This is a genomic window from Streptomyces sp. NPDC032745, from assembly GCF_055579465.1.
The window spans coordinates 20,535-43,082 of record NZ_JBVING010000012.1 but is presented as its reverse complement, the minus strand read 5'-3'; the positions used below and the strand labels follow the sequence as shown (position 1 = coordinate 43,082).

At 73.7% G+C, this 22,548-nt stretch carries 20 protein-coding genes; 11 read left to right on the top strand and 9 right to left on the bottom strand.

The window, feature by feature from the left end:
* Positions 1-38: 38 nt before the first annotated feature.
* From ACZ5WG_RS27950 to ACZ5WG_RS27920, 7 genes are all read left to right on the top strand, one after another.
* Entirely contained in the window at positions 39-890 is an 852-nt protein-coding gene (locus ACZ5WG_RS27950; protein ID WP_468726709.1) for a glutamate ABC transporter substrate-binding protein, read from the top strand.
* 83 nt (positions 891-973) lie between these two features.
* On the top strand, positions 974-1,648 hold the full coding sequence (locus tag ACZ5WG_RS27945; protein WP_468726707.1) for an amino acid ABC transporter permease: 675 nt from the start codon (positions 974-976) through the stop codon (positions 1,646-1,648).
* A complete protein-coding gene (locus ACZ5WG_RS27940) occupies positions 1,645-2,538 on the top strand; it encodes an amino acid ABC transporter permease (protein ID WP_468726706.1) in 894 nt (297 codons plus the stop codon). The genes ACZ5WG_RS27945 and ACZ5WG_RS27940 overlap by 4 nt, the downstream gene beginning before the upstream one ends.
* Positions 2,539-2,742: 204 nt before the next feature.
* Positions 2,743-4,329: an FAD-dependent monooxygenase gene (locus tag ACZ5WG_RS27935; RefSeq protein ID WP_468726705.1), complete on the top strand. Its 1,587-nt coding sequence runs from the start codon at positions 2,743-2,745 to the stop codon at positions 4,327-4,329.
* A 33-nt stretch (positions 4,330-4,362) separates the two neighbouring features.
* Positions 4,363-4,449 (top strand): putative leader peptide, encoded by an 87-nt coding sequence (locus tag ACZ5WG_RS27930; protein WP_311318651.1) that lies wholly within the window; start codon positions 4,363-4,365, stop codon positions 4,447-4,449.
* Between the two features lie 61 nt (positions 4,450-4,510).
* Positions 4,511-5,074 carry a cupin domain-containing protein gene (locus ACZ5WG_RS27925; protein WP_468726703.1) on the top strand — a complete coding sequence of 188 codons (564 nt, stop codon included), beginning with the start codon at positions 4,511-4,513 and terminating at the stop codon, positions 5,072-5,074.
* Entirely contained in the window at positions 5,071-5,457 is a 387-nt protein-coding gene (locus ACZ5WG_RS27920) for a rhodanese-like domain-containing protein (protein ID WP_468726702.1), read from the top strand. The genes ACZ5WG_RS27925 and ACZ5WG_RS27920 overlap by 4 nt, the downstream gene beginning before the upstream one ends.
* 253 nt (positions 5,458-5,710) lie before the next feature.
* Here ACZ5WG_RS27920 and ACZ5WG_RS27915 read toward each other — a convergent pair whose 3' ends face one another.
* The 3 genes from ACZ5WG_RS27915 to recA form a co-directional block, all read right to left on the bottom strand.
* Positions 5,711-8,251 (bottom strand): FtsX-like permease family protein, encoded by a 2,541-nt coding sequence (locus ACZ5WG_RS27915; RefSeq protein WP_468726701.1) that lies wholly within the window; start codon positions 8,249-8,251, stop codon positions 5,711-5,713.
* A 96-nt stretch (positions 8,252-8,347) separates the two neighbouring features.
* Entirely contained in the window at positions 8,348-8,980 is a 633-nt protein-coding gene (gene recX, locus ACZ5WG_RS27910) for a recombination regulator RecX (protein WP_468726699.1), read from the bottom strand.
* 3 nt (positions 8,981-8,983) lie between these two features.
* Positions 8,984-10,093: a recombinase RecA gene (gene recA / locus ACZ5WG_RS27905; RefSeq protein ID WP_133896721.1), complete on the bottom strand. Its 1,110-nt coding sequence runs from the start codon at positions 10,091-10,093 to the stop codon at positions 8,984-8,986.
* Positions 10,094-10,392: 299 nt separating this feature from the next.
* Here recA and ACZ5WG_RS27900 point away from each other — a divergent pair, with 299 nt between their 5' ends.
* The gene (locus tag ACZ5WG_RS27900; RefSeq protein ID WP_468726697.1) at positions 10,393-11,223 is read left to right on the top strand and encodes a TIGR04222 domain-containing membrane protein; all 831 of its coding nucleotides are present in this window, start codon (positions 10,393-10,395) and stop codon (positions 11,221-11,223) included.
* A gap of 22 nt (positions 11,224-11,245) precedes the next feature.
* Positions 11,246-12,004 carry a Clp protease N-terminal domain-containing protein gene (locus ACZ5WG_RS27895; protein ID WP_468726696.1) on the top strand — a complete coding sequence of 253 codons (759 nt, stop codon included), beginning with the start codon at positions 11,246-11,248 and terminating at the stop codon, positions 12,002-12,004.
* On the opposite strand, the gene ACZ5WG_RS27890 is transcribed toward ACZ5WG_RS27895, so the two are convergent.
* On the bottom strand, positions 11,955-13,070 hold the full coding sequence (locus tag ACZ5WG_RS27890; RefSeq protein WP_468726904.1) for an AI-2E family transporter: 1,116 nt from the start codon (positions 13,068-13,070) through the stop codon (positions 11,955-11,957). The genes ACZ5WG_RS27895 and ACZ5WG_RS27890 overlap by 50 nt on opposite strands.
* A 213-nt stretch (positions 13,071-13,283) precedes the next feature.
* Positions 13,284-13,478: a DUF3046 domain-containing protein gene (locus ACZ5WG_RS27885; RefSeq protein WP_030650223.1), complete on the bottom strand. Its 195-nt coding sequence runs from the start codon at positions 13,476-13,478 to the stop codon at positions 13,284-13,286.
* 82 nt (positions 13,479-13,560) lie between these two features.
* On the opposite strand from ACZ5WG_RS27885, the gene ACZ5WG_RS27880 reads away from it, so the two are divergent.
* A complete protein-coding gene (locus ACZ5WG_RS27880) occupies positions 13,561-14,550 on the top strand; it encodes a hypothetical protein (protein WP_468726695.1) in 990 nt (329 codons plus the stop codon).
* Here ACZ5WG_RS27880 and ACZ5WG_RS27875 read toward each other — a convergent pair.
* From ACZ5WG_RS27875 to ACZ5WG_RS27860, 4 genes are all read right to left on the bottom strand, one after another.
* Positions 14,519-14,827, bottom strand: coding sequence for an AzlD domain-containing protein (locus tag ACZ5WG_RS27875; RefSeq protein WP_468726694.1), 309 nt, complete (start codon positions 14,825-14,827; stop codon positions 14,519-14,521). The genes ACZ5WG_RS27880 and ACZ5WG_RS27875 overlap by 32 nt on opposite strands.
* Complete coding sequence (locus ACZ5WG_RS27870; protein ID WP_468726693.1) at positions 14,824-15,522, bottom strand: AzlC family ABC transporter permease; 699 nt, start codon at positions 15,520-15,522, stop codon at positions 14,824-14,826. The genes ACZ5WG_RS27875 and ACZ5WG_RS27870 overlap by 4 nt, the downstream gene beginning before the upstream one ends.
* Before the next feature lie 166 nt (positions 15,523-15,688).
* A complete protein-coding gene (locus tag ACZ5WG_RS27865; RefSeq protein ID WP_468726692.1) occupies positions 15,689-16,951 on the bottom strand; it encodes a DUF2716 domain-containing protein in 1,263 nt (420 codons plus the stop codon).
* Positions 16,952-16,960: 9 nt separating this feature from the next.
* Positions 16,961-17,797 (bottom strand): AraC family transcriptional regulator, encoded by an 837-nt coding sequence (locus tag ACZ5WG_RS27860; protein WP_468726691.1) that lies wholly within the window; start codon positions 17,795-17,797, stop codon positions 16,961-16,963.
* 80 nt (positions 17,798-17,877) lie between these two features.
* Here ACZ5WG_RS27860 and ACZ5WG_RS27855 point away from each other — a divergent pair, with 80 nt between their 5' ends.
* Positions 17,878-22,467: an ATP-dependent helicase gene (locus ACZ5WG_RS27855; RefSeq protein WP_468726690.1), complete on the top strand. Its 4,590-nt coding sequence runs from the start codon at positions 17,878-17,880 to the stop codon at positions 22,465-22,467.
* Positions 22,468-22,548 lie beyond the last annotated feature (81 nt).

Below are 22,548 nucleotides of genomic sequence, written 5' to 3'. Positions count from 1 at the left end.
TCGTCGTCCAACAACGTCTCATCCGAGGGAAGTTCACCATGAAGGTTTTCAAGGCCGGTGCGGCCGCGGCCGTGGCCGCAGTCCTCGCTCTGACCGCGACCGCCTGCGGCGGCAGCAGCGACAAGGCGAGCAGTGACGGCGGCGCGTCCGGCGGCGCCAAGGACAAGATCGTCATCGGCATCAAGTTCGACCAGCCGGGTCTGGGTCTCAAGAGCCCCGACGGCAAGTTCTCCGGCTTCGACGTCGACGTGGCGACGTACGTGGCCAAGGAGCTCGGCTACCAGCCCGACCAGATCGAGTTCAAGCAGGCCATCAGCGCCGAGCGCGAGAACCTGATCTCGAACGGTGACGTGAAGCTGGTCGTCGCGACCTACACGATCAACGACAAGCGCAAGGCGAAGGTCGACTTCGCCGGCCCGTACTTCCTGGCCCACCAGGACCTGCTGGTCCGCGCCGACGACACCTCGATCACCAAGGCCGAGGACCTCAACAAGAAGAAGCTCTGCTCGGTCACCGGCTCCACCTCGGCGCAGAACGTCAAGACCAAGCTGGCCCCTGAGGCCGACCTGCTGGAGCAGGGCGGCTACTCCGAGTGCCTCACCGGCCTGGAGAACAAGAAGCTCGACGCCCTGACCACGGACAACTCGATCCTGGCCGGATACGCCGCGCAGGAGAACAACAAGGGCAAGTTCAAGCTCGTCGGCCTGAAGCTGAGCGACGAGCCGTACGGCATCGGCCTGAAGAAGGGCGACAAGGACCTCCAGACGAAGGTCAACGCCGCCCTCAAGAAGATGGTCGAGGACGGCTCCTGGCAGAAGGCCGTGGACAAGAACCTCGGCCCCGCCAACTACAAGGCCGAGCCGGCCCCGCAGATCACCGAAGGCAGCTGATTCATCGGTGAGGGGTGTCGCCGCCCGCCTGCCACGGGCGGCGGCCCCTCTCACCGGCCATCCTGGGGAGAGCGCAGGGCAACGTGTTCGACTTTCTTAATTCCGGGCAGTACGACGTGCTCGGAGCCTTCTGGGTGACGGTTCAGCTCACCCTCTACTCGGCGGTCGGATCCCTGATCTGGGGAACCGTCCTGGCCGGGATGCGGGTCAGCCCGGTCCCGCTGATGCGGGCCTTCGGCACGGCGTACGTCAACATCGTGCGCAACACCCCGCTGACCGTCATCATCATCGGCTGCTCGCTGGGTCTCAATCAGACCCTCGGCATCTCGCTCGGCGGCGGCACGTTCAAGGAGACCGGGTTCCGGCTCGCCATCCTGGGCTTCATCGCCTACACCGGCACCTTCGTCTGTGAGGCGATCCGCTCGGGCATCAACACGGTGCCCGTGGGCCAGGCCGAAGCCGCCCGCGCGCTGGGCCTGAGCTTCTTCCAGGTACTCACCCTGATCGTGCTCCCCCAGGCTTTCCGGGCGGTCATCGCGCCGCTCACGAACGTACTGATCGCCCTCACCAAGAACACCACGGTGGCGGCGGCCATCGGCGTGGCCGAAGCGGCCCTGCTGATGAAGGAAATGATCGAGAACGAGCCGCAGGCGCTCTTCGCCGTCTTCGGGATCTTCGCTCTCGGCTTCGTCCTGCTGACCCTGCCCACCGGCCTGCTGCTGGGCTGGGTGGCCAAGCGAGTGGCGGTGAAGCGATGAGCTCCGTGCTGTACGACACCCCCGGCCCCAAGGCCAAGGCGCGTAACTGGATCTACACGGCGGCCTTCCTGGTCGTGTTCGGCCTGGTCATGTGGTGGGTCCTCGCCATCATGGCCGAGAACAACCAGCTCGACGCCGACAAGTGGAGCCCGTTCGTCACCGACAGCGAGGTCTGGACGACCTTCCTGCTGCCGGGGCTCGCCGAGACGCTGAAGGCCGGCCTCATCGCCGTGGTCATCTCGCTGCCGCTGGGTGCGGTCCTCGGCATGGGCAGGCTCTCCGACCACCGGTGGGTACGGATCCCGGTGGGCGCCTGGGTCGAGTTCTTCCGCGCCATCCCGGTGCTGATGCTGATGTTGTTCGGCTCCGCGCTGTACGTGAAGTTCAGCACCGTCAGCTCCGAACTGCGCCCGCTGTACGCGGTGGTCACCGGCCTCGTCCTGTACAACTCCGCGGTCATCGCCGAGATCGTCGTCGCCGGCATCCAGTCGCTGCCCCGGGGCCAGACCGACGCGGCCAAGGCGATCGGCATGCGCAAGGGCCAGATCATGACGAACGTCCTGATCCCGCAGGCCGTCACGGCCATGCTGCCGGCGCTGGTCAGCCAGCTCGTGGTGATCATCAAGGACACCGCGATCGGCGGTGCGGTGCTGGGCCTGGCCGAGCTGCTGTCGATGAACCGGCAGATCTCGGCGAACTACAGCAACACCATCGCGACCCTCGTCGTGATCGCACTGATCTACATCGTGGTGAACTTCATGCTGACCTCCTTCGCCTCCTGGATCGAAGGGCGGCTGAGGAAGTCGAAGAAGGGCACCGGCGCGGTCGTCGCCGGGGACGTGGCCGAGGTCGACGCGGGCGGTGCGGCCGGCGTGGGCGAGGCTCCCTGACCCCCGGCCCGGCATCCGGACGACACGGCTCCCCGACGGCACGAGCCTGACACCCGGTCAGTACACTGGCGTGACACCTGTGGTGCGGCGGAACTCATCCGCCGCACCACACGGCGTTGGCGGGGCCGGGTGTCACTTGACGCAGGCACCTCCAGTGGGTTGCATACGTTCTGTGATCACATACCGGACATCGGGAGCCGCATCATGGACCCGGTGATCGTCGTCGGCGCGGGGCCCGTCGGACTGTCCCTGTCCCTGGCCCTGGCCGGCTCGGGCGTGCCCAGCGTCGTGCTCGACGAGGGGCCCGGCAAGGACCTGCCCCGGCCTGCCCGTACGGTCGTCCTGCACGAGGACACCTCGGCCATGGTCCACCGGCTGGGCTGTACGACGCTGCGCGACGAGGGCGCGCTCTTCGCCGCCTGGCGCACCATGCGGCGCCGCAGCCGCACCGACGACGCCCGGCGCATCACCTTCGAGGACCGTCAGGCCCCCCTGCACCTGCCGCAGCACGCCCTCACGCGCGGGCTGCGCGACGCCGCGGCCGCACATCCGCTGGTCCAGCTGGTCGCCGACAGCAAACTGGACTCCCTCGAACAGGACGAGCGCGGGGTCACCGCGCACACCCGGGGCGCCGAGACCACGTGGTGGCGCGGGAGTTACCTGGTCGGCTGCGACGGAGCGCGCTCCACCGTGCGCAAGCTGCTCGGCATCCGCTTCCCGGGCCGCACCGCCGTCGAACGGCACGCCGTGGCCGCGCTGCGCACCGAACTCCCCTGGCCCGGCGAGGCCCTGCTGCACCGCGCCCCGGCGCCCGGCGTGCCCGAGGTCAGCGCCCGGCCGCTGCCCGACGGGGTGTGGCGGCTGGACTGGCTGCTCCCGGCCCGCGGGGAACTGGTCACGCCCGACGCCCTCGTGACCCTGATCCGGGACACCCTGGCCGTGTGGTGCGGGGGCGCCACTCCCCCGTACGACCTCCTCGACACCGGGGTGCACACGCTGCACCACCGGCTCGCCCGCCGCTGGCGCGACCGCCGCGCGTTCCTCGCCGGGGACGCCGCCCACCTGCTGGGCGCGCTCGGCACTCAGGGGGTCGACGAGGGGCTCCGGGACGCCGAGAACCTCGCCTGGAAGCTGTCCCTGGCCTGGCACCAGGGCGCCTCCGAGGCCCTGCTCGACAGCTACGAGGGCGAGCGCCGCACCGCCGTCGCGGCCCGGCTGCGCGCCGCCGACCAGGCGATGCCCGTACTGCGCGGGGGCGGCGGGCTGCGGACGTACCTGCCCGGCGCCACCCGCTCCGGCGAGCTGCTGCTGACCGATGGCCACTTGGGGCGGGGGCCGCTGGGCGCGACACCGACGTACGCCCCGCCGGTGGCCGTGCGCGAGGTGCCCACCGACACGGAGCCGGGCGGTCAGGTGGCCAACGTTCCCGTCACCGCGCCCGACGGGGCAACCGTGCCACTGCGCGACCTGCTGGGACGGGGCCGCCTGCTGGTCGTCCTGGTCGCCCCGGGCACCGGGGTCTGGGACCGGCGGCACTGGCTGGGCGCCGGGCTGATGCCCCGGCTCGCGGCTGCGGTGAGCGCCCTCCCGGTCCGCACGGAACTGCTGGTCGCGGACGGCTACCCGGGGGCTCCGGCGCACACCGTCCTCCTGGTCAGGCCGGACGGACACCTGGCGGCGACCTTCGCGGGCGTGCGGCCGGCCGAGCTGTACGAGGCGGCGGACACCGTCCGGCTGGGGGCGCCAGCCCCGCTCGAGTCGTCTTCGACTCATCCGGCCGTGATCGATTGACCGGTCTCCGGTCCGCATGCTTCACTCGCCGACATGACCGGCAACGACGTACGCCTGTGGCGGAGGGTCCATATGGACCTGCTCCGCTACGCGGGCTGCGTGTGTCGCCCTTCCTGCTGATTCGCCGATCCCTCCGCGCTCCGCGCGCACTTTCGCGAACCCACAGGACGGTCACGCCCCCATGCATGCGCCCTTTGCACCCAGTGCACCCACTGCGCCCCTCTCACCTCCGCACGCCCCCGCGCGCGCCGGTGCGGTGACGGCTGCGGAACTCCTCGACTTCGCCCTGCGTACCGCCGCCGACCCGGCGGTCATCGACTCCCTCCCCCTCGACCCCGAGGGCCGCACCTGGATCCGCCTCGACGGGCCGGGCGGCAGCGAGGCCTGGGTGATCGGCTGGCCGCCGGGCACCGGCACCGGCTGGCACGACCACGCCGAGTCGCTGGGCGCGTTCGCCACCGCCCGGGGGCGCCTGCGGGAGCACTCCCTGGCGGTCCGGCTGCCGTCAGAGGGCTGGCGGAGCCTGGAGCTCGCCGCCGATCTGGACCGCAGCCGCAGCCTGGGCGCGGGGACGGGCCGGGCCTTCGGCGAGCACCACGTCCACGAGGTGCTCAACGAGTCGGAGGCGGAGCACGCGGTCTCGGTGCACGCGTACTACCCGCCGCTGCCCCTGATCCGCCGCTACAGCCGCACCGGTCAGGTGCTGACGCTGGAGCAGGTCGAGCGCCCGGCGGACTGGCAGTGAGCGCCCCGATCGGTATCGACGCCCTGCTGGAACGGGTCCGTTCGGCGTACACCCGCATCGAGCCGGCGCAGGCGTACGCCGCGTTCCGGGCGGGCGACGCCCTCCTGGTGGACATCCGCTACCAGGCGCTGCGCGAGCGCGACGGCCTGATCCCGGGTGCGCTGGTGGTCGAGCGCAACGAGCTGGAGTGGCGCCTGGACCCCCAGGGCTCGCACCGCGCCCCCGAGGCCACCTCGCACGACCTCCGGGTGGTGGTGATCTGCAACGAGGGCTACGCCTCGTCCCTGGCGGCGGCCTCGCTCCACACCCTGGGCCTGCACCGCGCCACGGACCTGACCGGCGGCTTCCAGGCCTGGAAGGCCGCAGGCCTCCCCGTTACCTAACGCCGAGTCCGGGCACCCTCCGGGACCTCCCAGCCCGCCCGGCGTTTGAGGACCGGGTCCGGGCAGCGCCCGGATCTTTCAGCCCGTCCGGCGTTTGAGGACCGGGTCCGGGCAGCGCCCGGTGATCGGGAGAAGGGCGGGTAGGGGACCAGCGCCGCAGGCCACGCCCACCCCGGGCCCGGGACCGGCACCACCGGAGCGGTGCGGCCCCGGGCCCGCGGGCGGCGGGCGGCGGGCCCGCAGGTGGTGGCCGCTACCTCGAGGTGGCCACCTCCACCGGAGGGACCCGCAGCGCCACCCGGCCCGGCAGGGCGGTGGCCGCGAGGGCCAGCAGCCCCGCCACCCCCAGTACCCCCACGTACACCACCGGCAGCACCGCCGGAGCAGCCGCCCCCGTCATGCCCACGCTGAACGCGGTCAGCACGGCCAGCGAGATCCCCGACCCCAGCACCGCCCCGATCAGCAGCACCGCCAGCGCCTCCGTCCGCAGCATCCGCAGCACCTGACGCCGCTTGGCCCCCGCCAGCCTCAGCATCGCGAACTCCCGGAACCGCTCCGCCGTGGACATCGCCAGCGTGTTGACCACCGCGATCGCGGTGAACGCCAGCACCAGCCCCATCGCCAGCAGGTTGATCTCGGCACCGGCCTGCTGCCGCTCCGCCCGTACCTCGTCCGCGTCGCGCGCCGTCAGCACCCCGACCCCCGGGAACTCCCGTACCGCCGCGGCCAGCTGCTCCCGCCCGGTCCCCGGCTCCGCCGCCACCAGCACGCTGCTCGCCAGCGGGTTGTCCACGTGCGCCGCGACGAGGTCGTGCGGCAGCGTCAGGTCCCCGAAGCCCAGCCCCCGCGCGTACACGGCCGAGACGGTCAGGGTGACCGGGGTCCCGTCGCCCAGCGCCAGCTTCAGCGGGCTCCCCGGCTTCAGCCCCAGCTGATCGGCGGCCAGTTCGCTCACCGCCACGCTCTTCTCGCCGAAGCCGTCCAGGCTCCCGCTCGTCACACCGGGGTCCCAGGTCCGGGCCAGCCCGGCCGGGGTCACCCCCTGCGCGCCGTACTTCGTCAGCCCCACCCGTACGGACGTGTGCACGATCTCGGTGGCCGCCGTGACCCCGGGGGTCCGGCGGATCCGCTCCGCGGCGGCGCCGGTGACACCCGGCCCCTGCGCGGCCAGCACCCAGCCGGCCCGGACCCCGTCACGGGCCTGTGCCCGGGCGGCGTTGCCCAGCGTCGGCGTGATGAACAGGACGGTGCAGGTCATGCCGGTCAACAGGGCGAGCGGGGTGACCGCGGAGGCCATCCGGGTGGCGTTGCCGCGCAGGTTCGCGGTGGCCAGGTGCCCTCCCGCGCCGGCCAGCCGCAGCGGCCCGGCGAGCAGCGCGGTCGCGCCCCGTACGAGCAGCGGGCCGAGCAGCGAGACCGCGCCGGCGAGGACCACGACGGCCAGGAAGGTCACCGGGGTCGACGCCGGCTCGGTGCGCAGCACGCTCAGCACGGCGACCAGCACCACACCGCCGGCGAGCAGCAGCATCCCGGTCGCGATCCGGATCCACGCGGGCCGCCCCCGTTCGAGGGCGGCTTCGGCCAGCGCCTCGGCCGGGCGGATCCGGGCGATCCGCCGCCCGGTGATCCGGGCCGCGGCCCAGGCTCCGAGCAGGCTGGCGCCGACGGCGGCGAACATCGGGAAGATCCCGGCGGTGCGCTCCAGGTTGGCGGGCACGACCCCGCTCTCGATGAACCGGCCGTGCAGCCAGGCGGCGAGCGGGAGCCCGGCGAGCGCCCCGGCGACACCGGCGGCCAGGCCCACGACCAGGGCCTCGCGGCCGATCATGCGGCGCAGCTGCCTGGGCGTGGCGGCGATGGCGCGCAGCAGGGCGAGTTCGCGGTAGCGCTGCTGGACGGAGAGGGCGAAGGTCCCGACGACCACGAGGATCGCGACGAGCAGCGAGGTGCCTCCCATGGCCCCGCCCATGGAGACCAGCTTGATGCGTGCACCCGCCGCGTCGAGGAACTCCACGGGCCCGCGTGCGTCGCCCACGGCGACCTGCGCGCCGGTGCCCCCCAGTGCCTGCTCGACGCGCCCGGCCAGCTCTCCGGGGTCGGTCCCGGGCGCCGGCAGCACCCCGATGGCGGTGACCTGTCCGTCGCGGGCGGCCAGCCGCTGCGCCTCGGCGTCGCCGAAGAACAGCGCGTTCTGCCGTGCGAGATCGCCGCGGGCGGTCTGCGCGATCCCGCTGACGGTGTACGTCTTCGGCTCGCCGGTGGCCTGCACGGTGAGCGGGGCGCCGGTCTTCAGCCCCGCGCGGGCGGCCAGTTCACGGTCGACCACGACCTCGCCGCCGCCCTGGGGGGCGCGGCCCTCGGTGAGCGTGAAGGGGGTGAGCGCGGCGGAGGTCCAGGCGTGTCCGTACGAGGGCTTCGCGCCGCCGGGGGCCTTGACCAGCGGGACGGCCTGGAAGCTGAGCTCCGGTACGACCCGCTCGACGCCCGGCACGGACCGGACCGCGTCCACCGTGGAGGCGGGGAGCCACGCCCGCTCGGCGACGGGTTTGGCCTTGTGCTTCGTCTTGGCCTTGCCCTTCTTCTCCTTGACCGTGGTCTGGTGGACGTTCTGGTCCGCGGAGACGACGACCGGCGCGGCCGCGTAGCGCTCGGTGGCGATCTTTCCGCGGAGTCCGGTTTCCAGGAGCGTGCCGCAGGCGGTGATGAGGGCCGCCGCGCACAGGAGTGCGACGAAGGCGCCGAGGAATCCGGCCTTGCGGTCCCTGACGGTCTGGAGAGCGTAACGCAGCATCATGCGGGCAACTCTGCCGCCGGGCCCGCTTCTTGGCAGTGGAGCACCCCGGCGTCCGCACCCGGGGGCTATCCCCACCCCCGGGTCCTGCGGCGCAGCTCAGAACCCCGGGTACCCCAGGTCGTCCGTGTCCGTGCCGTCGTCGCCCTCTTCCTCCAGCGCGCGCCGCACCACCCGCAGGGCCATGCCCTCCGGGTACCCCTTGCGGGCGAGCATCCCGGCGAGCCGCCGGATCCGCTTGTCCCGCTCCAGGCCCCGGGTGGCGCGGAGCTTGCGCTCCACGAGTTCCCGGGCGGTCTGCTCCTCCTGGTCGGAGTCCAGCTGTTCCAGGGCCTCCTGGACGAGGGTGGCGTGCACCCCCTTGGTGCGCAGCTCCTGGGCGAGCGCCCGGCGGGCGAGGCCGCGGCCGCGGTGCCGGGACTCGACCCAGGCCCCGGCGAAGGCTGCGTCGTCGATCAGGCCGACCTCCTCGAACCGGGAGAGGACCGCCTGCGACACCTCCTCGGGGATGCCCCGCTTGTCGAGGGCGTCCGCGAGCTGGCGCCGGGTGCGCGGCATCCCGGTGAGCAGGCGCAGGCAGATCGCCCGCGCCTGCTCCTCGGGACTCTGGGGCGGCAGTTCCTGGCGGCCTTCGCCACGTCCCTCGCGACGGCCTTCACGGCCGCGTTCGCGGCTGCCTTCGCGACGGCCCTCCCGGCCGCCGTTGCCGCCGCCCCTTTCCTGCTCCCGCACGGGTCAGCTCTTGGCGACGGCGGCCTTGGCCGTCGTCTTGGCCTTCGATGCGGGGGCGGGCACGGCCGCGGCCTCGGCAGGCGCGCCTGCGGCCGCCTCGTCGGCGGCGGCGTCCTTGCGCACGCCCACGCCCAGCTTCTCCTTGATCTTCCGCTCGATCTCGTTGGCGAGGTCGGGGTTGTCCTTCAGGAAGTTGCGGGCGTTCTCCTTGCCCTGGCCGAGCTGGTCACCCTCGTACGTGTACCAGGCGCCGGCCTTGCGCACGAAGCCGTGCTCCACGCCCATGTCGATCAGGCCGCCCTCGCGGCTGATGCCCTGGCCGTAGAGGATGTCGAACTCGGCCTGCTTGAACGGCGGCGCGACCTTGTTCTTGACGACCTTGACACGGGTGCGGTTGCCGACCGCGTCGGTGCCGTCCTTGAGGGTCTCGATACGGCGGATGTCGAGGCGTACGGAGGCGTAGAACTTCAGCGCGCGGCCACCGGTGGTGGTCTCCGGCGAGCCGAACATCACACCGATCTTCTCGCGGAGCTGGTTGATGAAGATCGCGGTGGTCTTGGACTGGTTGAGCGCACCGGTGATCTTCCGGAGTGCCTGGCTCATCAGACGGGCCTGGAGACCCACGTGCGAGTCGCCCATCTCGCCCTCGATCTCGGCGCGCGGCACGAGGGCCGCCACGGAGTCGATGACGATCAGGTCGAGGGCACCGGAGCGGACGAGCATGTCCACGATCTCCAGCGCCTGCTCGCCGGTGTCCGGCTGCGACAGGATGAGGTTGTCGGTGTCGACGCCGAGGGCCTTCGCGTACTCGGGGTCGAGCGCGTGCTCGGCGTCCACGAAGGCGACGGTGCCGCCGGCCTTCTGTGCGTTGGCCACGGCGTGCAGGGTCAGGGTCGTCTTGCCGGAGGACTCCGGGCCGTACACCTCGATCACGCGGCCGCGGGGCAGCCCGCCGACGCCGAGGGCGATGTCCAGCGCGGTCGACCCGGTGGGGATGACCTCGATGGGGTCGTTCGGCTTGTCGCCGAGGCGCATGACCGCACCCTTGCCGAATTGCCGTTCAATCTGTGCGAGCGCGGCGTCGAGAGCCTTCTCGCGGTCGGTGCCTGCCATGGGTTCCACCCGGTTTGCTTGAGTCGATCGCTTCACGCCATTGACGCTAACGCCTGCCACTGACAATGCGCTCCCACGTCCGGTTCGGCTGTGGATAACTCATCAGAATGGATGTTCGATTTTCCTGTCAAGCGCACCACGCCCCACCCGGCGCGGGCCACCCGGCGGACCCGTCGGCCCGCGGGTCGACGGGTCCGGTCCGGCGCATTGCCCCGGCCATCGGGCGGGCCCACACTCAGGCGGAACGGAGCGGGACCGGGCAGGGCAGGGCAGGGCAGGACACGGAGTCGGGGGCGACGGTGTGGGTCTACATCTTCCTGGGTTCGGCCGTGCCGCTGCTCGGCGTGACCCTCGCCCGCATCCCGCTGCAGCGCGGGCTCGATCCCGGGGGCCGGGCGGACACCGGGGGGCTCGACCTGCACGAGGCCGCATACCTGGACGGCGGCCGGCAGCGCGTCGCCGACGTGGCGCTCACCGCGCTGCACCTGGCCGGGATGCTGCCGGTCGGCGCCGACGGCCGGGTCGGGGCCGGCGTACGCGAGCAGCCTCCGCCGGCCGACCCCGTCCAGGCGGACGCCCTCCGCCGCGCAGCAGGGTCCCCGGCGCCGCGCGTGGACCGGCTCCGGAAGCTCGTCGCCGCCTCCCCCGCCACCGCCGCGGCCGGGAAGGGCCTGGCCGCACGGGGCCTGGCCGTCGGCCCCGGGCGCCGCGAGCGGGCCGCGCGCACCCAGGCCGCGCAGCAGGTGCTGCTGGCGCTCGCGGTCCCGGCAACGGTCGCGGCCTGCGCCGTCGACTCCGCCACCGGGGAGGGCAACGGCCTGAGGCCGTTCCTGGCGTTCGCCGCGCTCGGCGCGGTGACGGGGCTCACCACCCTGTGCGCCGGGCCGGTGCCCGACCACGCCACCGCGGCGGGCCGGCGCCGCAGCCGCGAGGTCGGCGCGGACGGGACGTGGCCGCCGCGGATCCCATGGCCGCTGCCCGACGCCCCGGTCCCCGCGGAGGTCCGGTCCACGCTGGTCGAGGTCGTCCGCCACGGCATCTCCCGCGCCCCCGCCGCCCTGGCCCGCTCCACGAGACCCCGGGTTGACCTCGGCCCCCCAACTGACAACCCAGGGTTGACACTCCTTTGACTGTCAACCTACGGTTGCACTCATGACGAACCCTTCAGTGGAACCCGTTCGCATGACCAATCCGGTACGCCTCGACGACCTGATCGAGGCCATCAAGAAGGTCCACACCGACACCCTGGAGCAGCTCAGCGGCGCCGTCGTCGTCGCCGAGTCCCTCGGTGACGTCGCGGACCACCTCATCGGCCACTTCGTGGACCAGGCCCGCCGCTCCGGCGCCTCCTGGACGGACATCGGCCGCAGCATGGGCGTCACCCGCCAGGCCGCCCAGAAGCGCTTCGTCCCCAAGGCCGACAAGGAGGGCGAAGCCGGCATCGACCCCGGCCAGGGCTTCGGCCGCTTCACCCCCCGCGCCCGCAACGTCGTCGTCACCGCACAGAACGAGGCGCGCGCCGCCGGCAACACCGAGATCCGCACCGAGCACCTCGTCCTCGGCCTGCTCGCCGAGCCGGAGGGCCTCGCCGCACTCGCCCTGCGCGCCCAGCAGGTCCCGGCGGACGACGTACGTGCCGCCGCGACCGCCGCCCTGCCCCCGGCCGCCGGGGACGTCCCCGAGCTCGTCCCCTTCGACGCCTCCGCCAAGAAGGCCCTGGAGCTCACCTTCCGTGAGGCCCTGCGCCTCGGCCACAGCTACGTCGGCACCGAGCACATCCTGCTCGCGCTCCTCGAACTCGAGAACGGCGAGGGCGTCTTCAGCGGCCTCGGCGTGGACAAGGCCGCCGTCGAGGCGACCGTCACCGAGGCCCTGGCAGCCTTCCTCGCCACAGCCGAGGAGAAGAAGTAGCCGGATCCCCGCTAGCCCCGCCGGCCCCGGCCGCCCCCTCCGTCACCTCGTACCGCTTCACGTAAGCGCCGAGGAACGCCTGCAGCGTGGCGACGGCCGGGATCGCGATCAGCGCCCCGACCGCGCCCAGCAGGGCGGTGCCCGCGATCACGGAGCCGAAGGCCACCGCCGGGTGGATGTCGACCGTCTTCGCGGTCAGCTTCGGCTGCAGCACGTAGTTCTCGAACTGCTGGTAGACCACCACGAATCCGAGGACGTACAGCGCGTACCAGGGCGAGTCCGGGAAGGCGATCAGCATCGGCAGCGCGCCCGCCAGGTAGGTGCCGATGGTGGGGATGAACTGGGAGACCAGCCCCACCCACACCGCGAGGGCGGGCGCGTACGGCACGTCGAGGACCACGAAGACGACGTAGTGCGCGATGCCGGAGACCAGGGCCATCAGGCCGCGCGAGTAGAGGTAGCCGCCCGTCTTGGCGACGGCGATCTCCCAGGCGCGCAGCACCTCCGACTGCTTCGCAGGGGGCAGTACGGAGCACAGCGCGCGCCGCAGCCGCGGCCCGTCGGCGGCGAAGTAGAAGGAGAAGAGCCCGATCGTCAGCAGCCTGAAGAGCCCGCCGAGCACGGTGGCGGACACGTCGAGCACGCCGGTCGCGCTGTTCTGTACGTACTTCTGGAGCCAGTCGGAGTGCAGCAGGCTGTCCTGGATCGCGAGCCGGGACAGCTTGGTGTGGAAGGTGGTGTTGATCGTGCCGATCACCGAGTCGAGATAGCCCGGGAAGCCCTGCACCATGGCGACGATCTGCCCGGCGAGCATCGAGCCGAGCAGCACGACGAAGCCGACGGCCGCGACGAACACCCCGAGGAACACCAGGAAGGTGGCGAGCCCGCGGCGCATGCCGCGGGCCGACATCCGGGCCACGGCGGGTTCGATCGCGAGCGCGAGGAAGAACGCGATCAGGATGTTGACGAGCAGCCCGGTCAGCTGGTGGAAGGCCCAGCTGCCGAGCTGGAAGCAGGCGACGAGGGCCAGGACGAGGACGACGGCGCGCGGCAGCCAGCGCGGCATCCGGGCGCCGGGCGCCGCCTGGGCGGTGGCGCCACCGGGAGGCCCTGCGGGACCGGCGGGGCCGGGCCCGGTCCTGCCCGTCGCCGCCTCGGCCGTACCGGCCGAGGCGGTGGTATCGGCGGTGCCGGTCGTCGTCACGGTCGTCTCATCGGTGGCTGCCACGCGCCCCAGTCTGTCCCAACCGCCCCGCGGACGGGGAAACGGCCGCCTGCGTCAGCGCAGCGAAGCCGGCACGTCCATCGCCGAACACACCGCGCGCCACACGTCCTTGGCCTCCCAGCCCGCCTCCAGCGCCTGGTGGACGGTGCGTCCGCCGAGCTCCGTCATGACGTGGTCCCGCGCGAAGGAGTCTGCGTAGCCCGCACCGAAGTGCTCCGCCATCCGCTCCCAGAAAATCGTCAACCGCATGCCCCCAGTATCCCGCCCCGGGAGAGTGCACCGGTGCTGTTCGCCCCCCGGCCCCGCGCCACCGCGCCCTACGGTTTCACGCATGCCTGGAGACGAAGCTTCCTCGCTGGCCCCACCCACCCCGCCGACCCCGCTGGCCCGCGCCGAGCAGTTCATCTGGCTCACGGCCCGGGTGCTGGAGCAGCGGCGGTTCGCGTTCCACTTCCTCGGCGGGGACCCCGACGCGGTGGACACCGCGCTCGGCTCGTACCTCAACGCCGACGGCGGCTACGGCCACGCCCTCGATCCCGATCTGCGCGGTCCGCTCAGCCAGCCGCTGCACACCGCCCACGCCCTGCGGGTCCTGGACAGCCTGGGCCGGTGCGCCGGGCAGCGGATCGAGCGGCTCTGCCGCCACCTCACCCGGGTCTCGACCGCGGACGGCGCGCTTCCGGTGCTCCTGCCGGCCCCGCGCGGCTATCCCGGGGCCCCGTACCACCGGCTGTACGACGATCCGCCGGCCGAGCTCCTGATCACGGGCCCGGTCGTCGGCGTCCTGCACCGCAACCGGATCTGGCACGCGTGGCTGTTCCGGGCCACGGAGTTCTGCTGGGACCGGGTCGAGACCCTGCGCCGGGCGGACCCGTACGAGATCCAGAGCGCGGTGGCCTTCCTCGACGGCGCCCCCGACCGGCCGCGGGCGGTGGCGGCCGCGGACCGGCTGGGGCGGCTCGTGCGCGAGCAGCGGCTCGTGGTGCTCGATCCGCGCCGCCGCCGGGAGTACCCGCCGTACCCCGGTCACGCGCCGGGCGAGCAGCTGTTCCCGCACGACGTCGCCCGGCGGCCGGAGTCGCTGGCGCGCGGCTGGTTCACCGACGAGGAGCTGAGGCGTTCGCTGGACTTCCTGGCCGCCGCGCAGCAGCCGGACGGCGGCTGGCCGGTGCGCCGCCTCGCCTGGGCGCCGGGCAGCTCGCTGGAACGCCGCCCGATCGCCACACTGGAGGCCCTGCTGACCCTGCGGGCGTACGGACGCCCCCTGGCCGGCGATCCCCCCGGAGCGGCTACCCGCCCAGAGCCCGGACGCCCGCGGTGACGACCACGGCAGCGCCGACCACGAGCAGGAACGGGGCCCGCAGCAGCAGCGCGAGCCCGGCGGCGGCCAGCCCGGCGGCGCGGGCGTCGAGCACGAGCTCGTGCCCGGAGCCGAAGGTCTGCTGGGCGGTGAGCGCGGCGAGCAGCGCGACCGGCAGCAGCGCGGCGAGCCTGCGCACGAGCGGCCGCTCCAGTGCCCCGGCGGGTACGAGCAGCCCGGCGAGCTTGGCGGCGTAGCAGCCGACGGCGGTGAGCCCGATGGCGAGCCAGACGTTCACGAGCGGCGTCCCTTCAGCCAGAGGATCACGGGGGCGGCGAGGGCGGCGACGAGCACCGGCAGCCCGGCGGGCAGCACGGGGAGCAGGCCCAGCCCGAGGACGACGGCGAGCGCGGCGACGGCCCGCTCGGTGGCGGTCTTCAGCATCGGCGCGAGCAGGGCCAGGAAGACGGCCGGCCCGGCGGCGTCCAGCCCCCATGCGGCGGTGTCCCCGAGGGCTTCGGCGCCGAGGACACCGAGCAGGGTGGTGAGGTTCCACAGGACGTACAGGCTCAGCCCGGTCACGGTGAACCCGAGCCGCGCCGACCTTCGGTCGGGCTGCGTCAGCGCCACGGCGGTGGTCTCGTCGATCACCCAGTGGGCGGCGAAGGGCCGCACCGCCCCGGGCAGGGCGAGCAGCTGCGAAAGCCGCAGCCCGTAGAAGGCGTTGCGCGTACCGAGGAAGAAGGCACCGGCGGCCGCGGTGAACGGGTTCCCGCCCGCGGCCAGCGCCCCGACCAGCGCGAACTGCGAGGCTCCGGTGAACACGAACAGGCTCAGCACGCAGGCCTGCAGCACGCTGATCCCGGACCCGGCCGCGGTCACCCCGAACGCGAACCCCGACAGCCCGACGGCCACCCCGACCCCGAGCGCGTCCCGCACGACGGCGCCGCGCGGCCGCCCGGCGACCCCCTCGGGGGTCTCCTGCATCACCATCCGTTGTTCTCCCACCCGGCGAAAGTACGCAGGCCAGGGGGGCCGGGTCTTGTACGTTCTTGCGGATCTCGTACGTCCTGCAGGTTTCGTACGTCTTGCAGGTCCCGTATGCCTTGCAGGTCCCGTATGTCTTGCGGGGCTCGTACGTCTTGCAGGTCCCGGCGGATCAGCCCCGGCGCCGCACCGGCTCGCCGAGCAGGGCGGTCAGCTCCGCCCCCACCGCACCGAGCAGCCCCGCGCCGAAGACGGTCAGCGTGTGCTCCCAGGGGTGGCCGAAGGTGCCGAAGCGCAGCCCGGGGTCCACGTAGAGGTAGAAATCGCCGTCGGGATACGCCTGGCCCGGGCACTCCGGCTCCCCGGGACCGCCGACCCGGTGGGGGTCGAAGGCGTAGCAGGGGTGCTGCCAGTCCAGCCAGCGCACCTGCTCCCCGGGCGGGGTGACGGCCCTCAGCCCGCGCAGGACGATCCGGTCCAGCGCAGCGACCAGCGCCTCGTGGGGGTCGCCGAGGGGCCAGGTGGCGGACGGGCCAGGGGCGGCGAAGCCGGGGATGTCCGCGACCTTGGTCCGGAAGCCGAATTCGTTGCGCAGCCGGTCCCACAGCACGTCGTCCTCCGCCGCTGCGAGTTCCCGGACGGGCCGGGTCCGGGCCGGGGGTTCGACCGGGTCCAGCCGGAAGGTGCGTACGGTCGTGAGCTCGGCGAAGCCCGCCGCGAGGAGCGCGTCGCGCAGCTCTCCGCCGGCCTCGGCGGCGCAGTACGCCGCCGCGCCCGGCCGACGGCGGTCCGCATCGCCGGGCGGCGTCCAGTGCCGTACGAAGGCCGCGGCCGTCGCGGGGTCGGTCAGCCCGCCGACCAGCATGAAGTCGGTGCCGCGGGCGACCTCCAGCCAGCCCGCGGCCACCACCCGCCCGTGCTCGACCAGCACGGAGAGGTCCCCCGGGTCGCAGCGCCACCCGCGGTCGGCCTCGAACTCGGCGAGCGGCTTGGCGTGCGGCCCGCTCGCGGCGGCCAGGGCCCGCCACGGGGAATCCCCCGGCAGACCGCCGGGGACCGAACGGACTCCGGTCTCCCGGCCCGGCGCGAGCCGCGCGAGGTCCGCGACGAGCAGCGAGCGCGGGGCGTCCGCCGTGAACCCGGCCGCGGCCAGCTCCTCCGCCAGATCCGGCGGGTCCTCCCCGTACACCTTCCACCGCACGCCTTCGCGGCGTGCCGCGAAGGCCTCCTGCTGCCGCCGCACCATCCCTGCCAGCTCGGCGTGCGGGATGTCCGTGAGCGGCCGGTGCCCGACCGTCCCGTGGGTGCCGTAGTGGGTGCGTACGAAGGGCCCGTCCTGCTCCACCACAGCGCCCGTCGGCGGCCACTCGGGTACCCGCCCCCGCACTTGGGCCGTGTACGTACCCCACACCCCGGCCTGCTCCACGCCGTCCACGGCGGGAGCCTAACCGCCCGCCCGCTCCCGCCGGTACGCGCCCGGCGGGACGCCGACGATGCGGGTGAAGTGCCGGTTCAGGTGCGGCTGGTCGGTGAAGCCGACGGCTACGGCCGCCTCCGCGGGCGGGGTGCCCGCGTCCAGCAGCCGGCGGGCCTGCCGGACCCGGGCGTCGGTCAGCCAGGTGTGCGGCGGCATCCCGTACCGCTCCCGGAAGGCCCGCAGCAGGGCGAACGGGCTGGTCCCCAGCTCGGCGGCCAGCCGTTCCAGCGACGGCGGCTGCGCCATCCGCTCCTGGAGCACGGCCCGGGCCGCCGCGGCGTCGGCGGCTCCGGCGCTGCGGACCGTACGGACGGGCAGCGGCCCGGCGTGCCGGGTCAGCATCCGCGCCACCGCGCGGCGCAGCAGGGTGTCGGCGGCGAGCGCGTTCCCTTCCTCGGCGGCCCGGTGCACCTCGGTGATCACGTGCGAGGTCTGCGGGTCGGTGACCGAGTCGGCGGTGAAGCCGGGGGTTCCGCGCAGGCTGCCGATCTCCGCGGCGACCTCGGCGATCAGCTCCCGGGAGGGGTACAAGGTGGCGTAGGCCCAGCCCTCCGGAACCCCGGACCGCGCGGTGTGCGGCACCTCGGGGTTGATCAGGACCACGCTCCCGGGCCCGGCCCGCACGATGCCGCCGGGCAGGCCGACCTCCTCGATGCCACCGGTGACCGCCGCTATGACGTACCCGTCGTGGGCGTGGCGCGGGAAGGTGTGGCGTACGTAGTGGGCGCGCAGCAGGTCCAGGCCGGGCAGTTCCGCGTACTGCCAGTGCCTGGCCCACTCCCGCTCGACCGCCTCGTCCGTCATCCCCCCATTCTCCGCCTTGGGGGGTCCGGGCGTTTCCCCAGGTCCGGGTCGTTGTCGGTGCCCGGGTGCAGGATGGGGGCATGGCCGGCTCTGCGCTCGATTCGTTCTCCCCCGCGACCCGCTCCTGGTTCACGGGGGCCTTCGTCCAGCCCACCTCCGCGCAGGAGGGGGCGTGGCGGGCCATCCGGGAGGGCTCCGACGTGCTCGTCGTGGCGCCGACCGGCTCCGGGAAGACCCTGGCCGCCTTCCTCGCCGCCCTCGACCAGCTCGCGTCCACCCCGCCTCCGGCCGAGCCGAAGAAGCGCTGCCGGGTGCTGTACGTGTCCCCGCTGAAGGCCCTCGCGGTCGACGTGGAGCGGAACCTGCGCAGCCCGCTGACCGGGATCCGCCAGGAGTCGGTCCGCCTGGGCCTGCCCGAGCCGGAGATCCGGGTGGGGATCCGCTCGGGGGACACCCCGCCGGCCGAGCGGCGGGCGCTGGCCACCCGGCCGCCGGACATCCTGATCACCACGCCCGAGTCGCTGTTCCTGATGCTGACTTCGGCGACGCGGGATGCACTGGCCGGGATCGAGACGGTGATCCTGGACGAGGTGCACGCGGTCGCGGGGACCAAGCGCGGCGCGCACCTGGCCCTGTCCCTGGAGCGGCTGGACGAGCTGCTGCCGCGCCCGGCGCGCCGGATCGGACTGTCGGCGACGGTCCGGCCGGTGGACGAGGTGGCCCGGTACCTCGCGCCGCGCGGCAAGGTCGAGATCGTCCAGCCGCCCTCGGCGAAGGAGTTCGACCTGTCGGTGGTCGTCCCGGTGCAGGACATGGGCGAGTTGGGGGGATCACCGGCCTCCGAGGGGAAGGACGGCGGGGACAAGCCCTCGATCTGGCCGCACGTGGAGGAGCGGATCGCGGACCTGGTCCAGGCCCACCGCTCCACGATCGTCTTCGCCAACTCCCGCCGCCTCGCCGAGCGCCTGTGCAACCGGCTGAACGAGATCGCGTACGAGCGCGCCATGGGCGAGAAGCTGCCCGACGGCGCGCCGCCGGCCGAGATCATGGCCCAGTCGGGGGCCGCCCAGGGTGCCCCGGCGCTGCTGGCGCGGGCGCACCACGGCTCGGTCTCCAAGGAGCAGCGGGCGCTGGTGGAGGAGGACCTGAAGGCGGGCCGGCTGCCTGCCGTGGTCGCCACCTCCAGTCTGGAACTGGGCATCGACATGGGCGCCGTGGACCTGGTGGTGCAGGTGGAGTCCCCGCCCTCGGTGGCCTCCGGGCTCCAGCGCGTGGGCCGGGCCGGGCACCAGGTGGGCGCGGTGTCCACGGGGGTCGTGTTCCCCAAGTACCGCGGAGACCTGGTCCAGGCGGCAGTGGTCACCGAACGGATGCGCAGCGGGTCCATCGAGTCGCTGCGCATCCCGTCGAACCCGCTCGACGTCCTCGCGCAGCAGCTGGTCGCGATGACCGCGATGGACACCTGGCAGCTGGACGATCTGCTCGCGCTGGTGCGGCGGGCGGCGCCGTTCGCGGCGCTGCCGGAGTCGGCGTTCACCGCGGTCCTGGACATGCTGGCGGGCCGGTACCCGTCCGACGCTTTCGCGGAGCTCAGGCCACGGGTCGTCTGGGACCGGGTGGCGGGGACGATCACCGGCCGGCCCGGCGCGCAGCGGCTCGCGGTCACCTCCGGCGGCACGATCCCCGACCGCGGGCTGTTCGGCGTGTTCCTCGCGGGCGCGGACCCGAAGAAGGGCGGCGGTCGGGTGGGCGAGCTCGACGAGGAGATGGTCTACGAGTCCCGTGTGGGCGACGTGTTCACCCTGGGCACCACCTCCTGGCGGATCGAGGACATCACCCGCGACCGGGTCCTGGTCTCCCCCGCCCCCGGGGTCCCCGGGCGGCTGCCGTTCTGGAAGGGCGACCAGCTGGGCCGGCCCCTGGAACTGGGCCGCGCGGTGGGTGCGTTCCTGCGCGAGCTCGGGGGCCTGCCCGAGGAGGACGCCCGGCTGCGGCTGCTGGCGGCCGGCCTCGACGCGTGGGCCGCGGAGAACGTGCTGGCGTACCTCGCGGAGCAGCGCGAGGCCTGCGGCCACGTCCCGGACGACCGGACCATCGTGGTCGAGCGGTTCCGCGACGAGCTCGGCGACTGGCGGGTCGTCGTCCACTCCCCGTTCGGCGCCCAGGTGCACGCCCCCTGGGCGCTGGCCCTCGGCGCCCGTCTCGCCGAGCGGTACGGGATGGACGCTCAGGTCATGCACGCGGACGACGGGATCGTGCTGCGGCTGCCCGACGCCGACCTGCTGTCCATGGACCTGCTCGACCACGATCCGGCGAACACCCACGCCTTCGAGTTCGACGACGAACAGGCCCCGCTGGGCGCCGCGGACGTCGCCTTCGACCACGGCGAGATCAACCAGATCGTCACCGACCAGGTGGGCGGCTCCGCCCTGTTCGCCTCCCGGTTCCGCGAGTGCGCGGCGCGCGCCCTGCTGCTGCCGCGCCGCAGTCCCGGCAAGCGCACGCCGCTGTGGCAGCAGCGCCAGCGCGCCTCCCAGCTGCTCCAGGTGGCTTCGGAGTTCGGGTCGTTCCCGATCGTGCTGGAAGCCGTACGGGAATGCCTCCAGGACGTCTTCGACGTGCCGGGCCTGACGGAGCTGATGGGGGACATCGAGGCGCGCCGGGTCCGCCTGGTCGAGGTCACCACCCCCGAACCGTCCCCCTTCGCACGCTCGTTGCTGTTCGGGTACGTCGCCCAGTTCCTGTACGAGGGGGACTCGCCGCTCGCCGAGCGCAGGGCGGCCGCGCTCTCGCTGGACTCCCGTCTGCTGGCGGAGCTGCTCGGCCAGGCCGAGCTGCGCGAACTGCTCGACGCGGAGGTACTGGAGGAGCTGGAGCGGGAGCTCCAGTGGCTGACCGGGGACCGGCGGGCCAAGGACGCCGAGTCCGTCGCCGACCTGCTGCGCCTGCTCGGCCCGCTGACCACGGCCGAACTGGCCGAGCGGGGCGCCGACCCGGCCTGGCCGAAGGCGCTGGCCCAGGCCCGCCGGGCCATCGTGGTCCGGATCGGCGGCACGGACCACTGGGCGGCGGTCGAGGACGCGGGCCGGCTGCGCGACGCGCTGGGCACGGCGCTCCCGGTCGGGGTCCCGGAGGCGTTCACCGAGCCGGTCAAGGACCCGCTCGGCGACCTCCTGGCCCGGTACGCCCGCACCCACGGGCCGTTCACCACGACCGCGGTGGCCGCCCGGTTCGGCCTGGGCGCGGCAGTGACCGAGGGCGCCCTGCACCGGCTCGCGGCGGCGGGCCGGGTGGTGCAGGGCGAGTTCCACCCGGCCGGCATCGGCCAGGAGTGGTGTGACGCGACCGTGCTGCGCAGGCTGCGCCGCCGCTCCCTGGCAGCGCTGCGCCAGGAGCTGGAGCCGGTGCCGCCGGCCTCCCTGGCCACGTTCCTGCCGCAGTGGCAGCACCTGGGAGGTGCCCTGCGCGGCATCGACGGCCTGGCCCGGGCCGTCGAACAGCTGCAGGGCGCCCCGGTCCCCGCATCGGCGCTGGAGCGGCTGATCCTGCCCTCGCGGGTCTCGGGGTACTCCCCGACCCTGCTGGACGAGCTCACCACCACCGGGGAGGTGGTCTGGGCGGGCGCCGGTGCCCTCCCGGGCAAGGACGGCTGGGTCTCGCTGTACCTGGCGGACGCGGCCCCGCTGCTGCTGCCGCCGCCGCACCCGCTGGAGCTGACGCCCCTTCACCAGTCGATCCTCGACACCCTGTCCGGCGGGTACGGGCTGTTCTTCCGCCAGCTCGCGGAATCGGTGCGCGCCAAGTGGTCCGAGGCCACGGACCTCGAACTGTCCGAGGCCGTCTGGGACCTGGCCTGGTCGGGCCGGCTGACGAACGACACGCTGTCCCCGCTGCGCTCCCTGCTCGGCTCGGGCCGTACGGCGGGCGCCACCGCCCACCGCGCCCGGCGCACGATCCCGCGCGGCCGGTACGGGACGCTCAGCGCGCAGGTGTCCCGCCCGGGCCCGCCCACGGTCTCCGGCCGCTGGTCGCTGCTGCCCGCCCAGGCCCCCGACCCGACCCACCGGGCCCACGCACTGGCCCGGACCCTGCTGGACCGGCACGGCGTGGTCACTCGGGGCGCGGTGGCCGCCGAAGGCGTGGAGGGCGGCTTCAGCGCGGTGTACCGCGTGCTGTCGGCCTTCGAGGACAGCGGCCAGGCCCGCCGGGGCTATGTGGTGGAAGGCCTGGGCGCGGCCCAGTTCGCGATGGACGGCGCAGTGGACCGGCTGCGGTCGGCGGAACGGAACCCGCCCCCGCTGGCGGCGGTCGTCCTGGCGGCCGCCGATCCGGCGAACGCGTACGGCGCGGCCCTGCCGTGGCCGGAGCCCCCGGCCGGGGCCACCCACAAGCCTGGCCGCAAGGCGGGCTCGCTGGTGGTCCTGGTCGACGGCGAGCTCACCCTGTACCTCGAGCGGGGCGGCAAGACGCTGCTGGCCTGGCCCCCGGCGGACGACCCCCGTCTCGCGGCGGCCACCGCGGCACTGGCGGCCGGGTCCCGGATCGGCACCCTCCCGGCACTCACGGTGGAACGCATCAACGCCACCCCGGCGTTGACCTCTCCCCTGGGCCAGGTCCTCGAGACCGCCGGATTCCACGCCACCCCGCGCGGCCTGCGGCTTCGCTCCTGAATCCGGCAGTCCGGTCTCGAGCGTTGCACTTACGTCCCGCTTATGTACGGAGCACGTCACGAAGCCCCTCTCGGCTGGCAT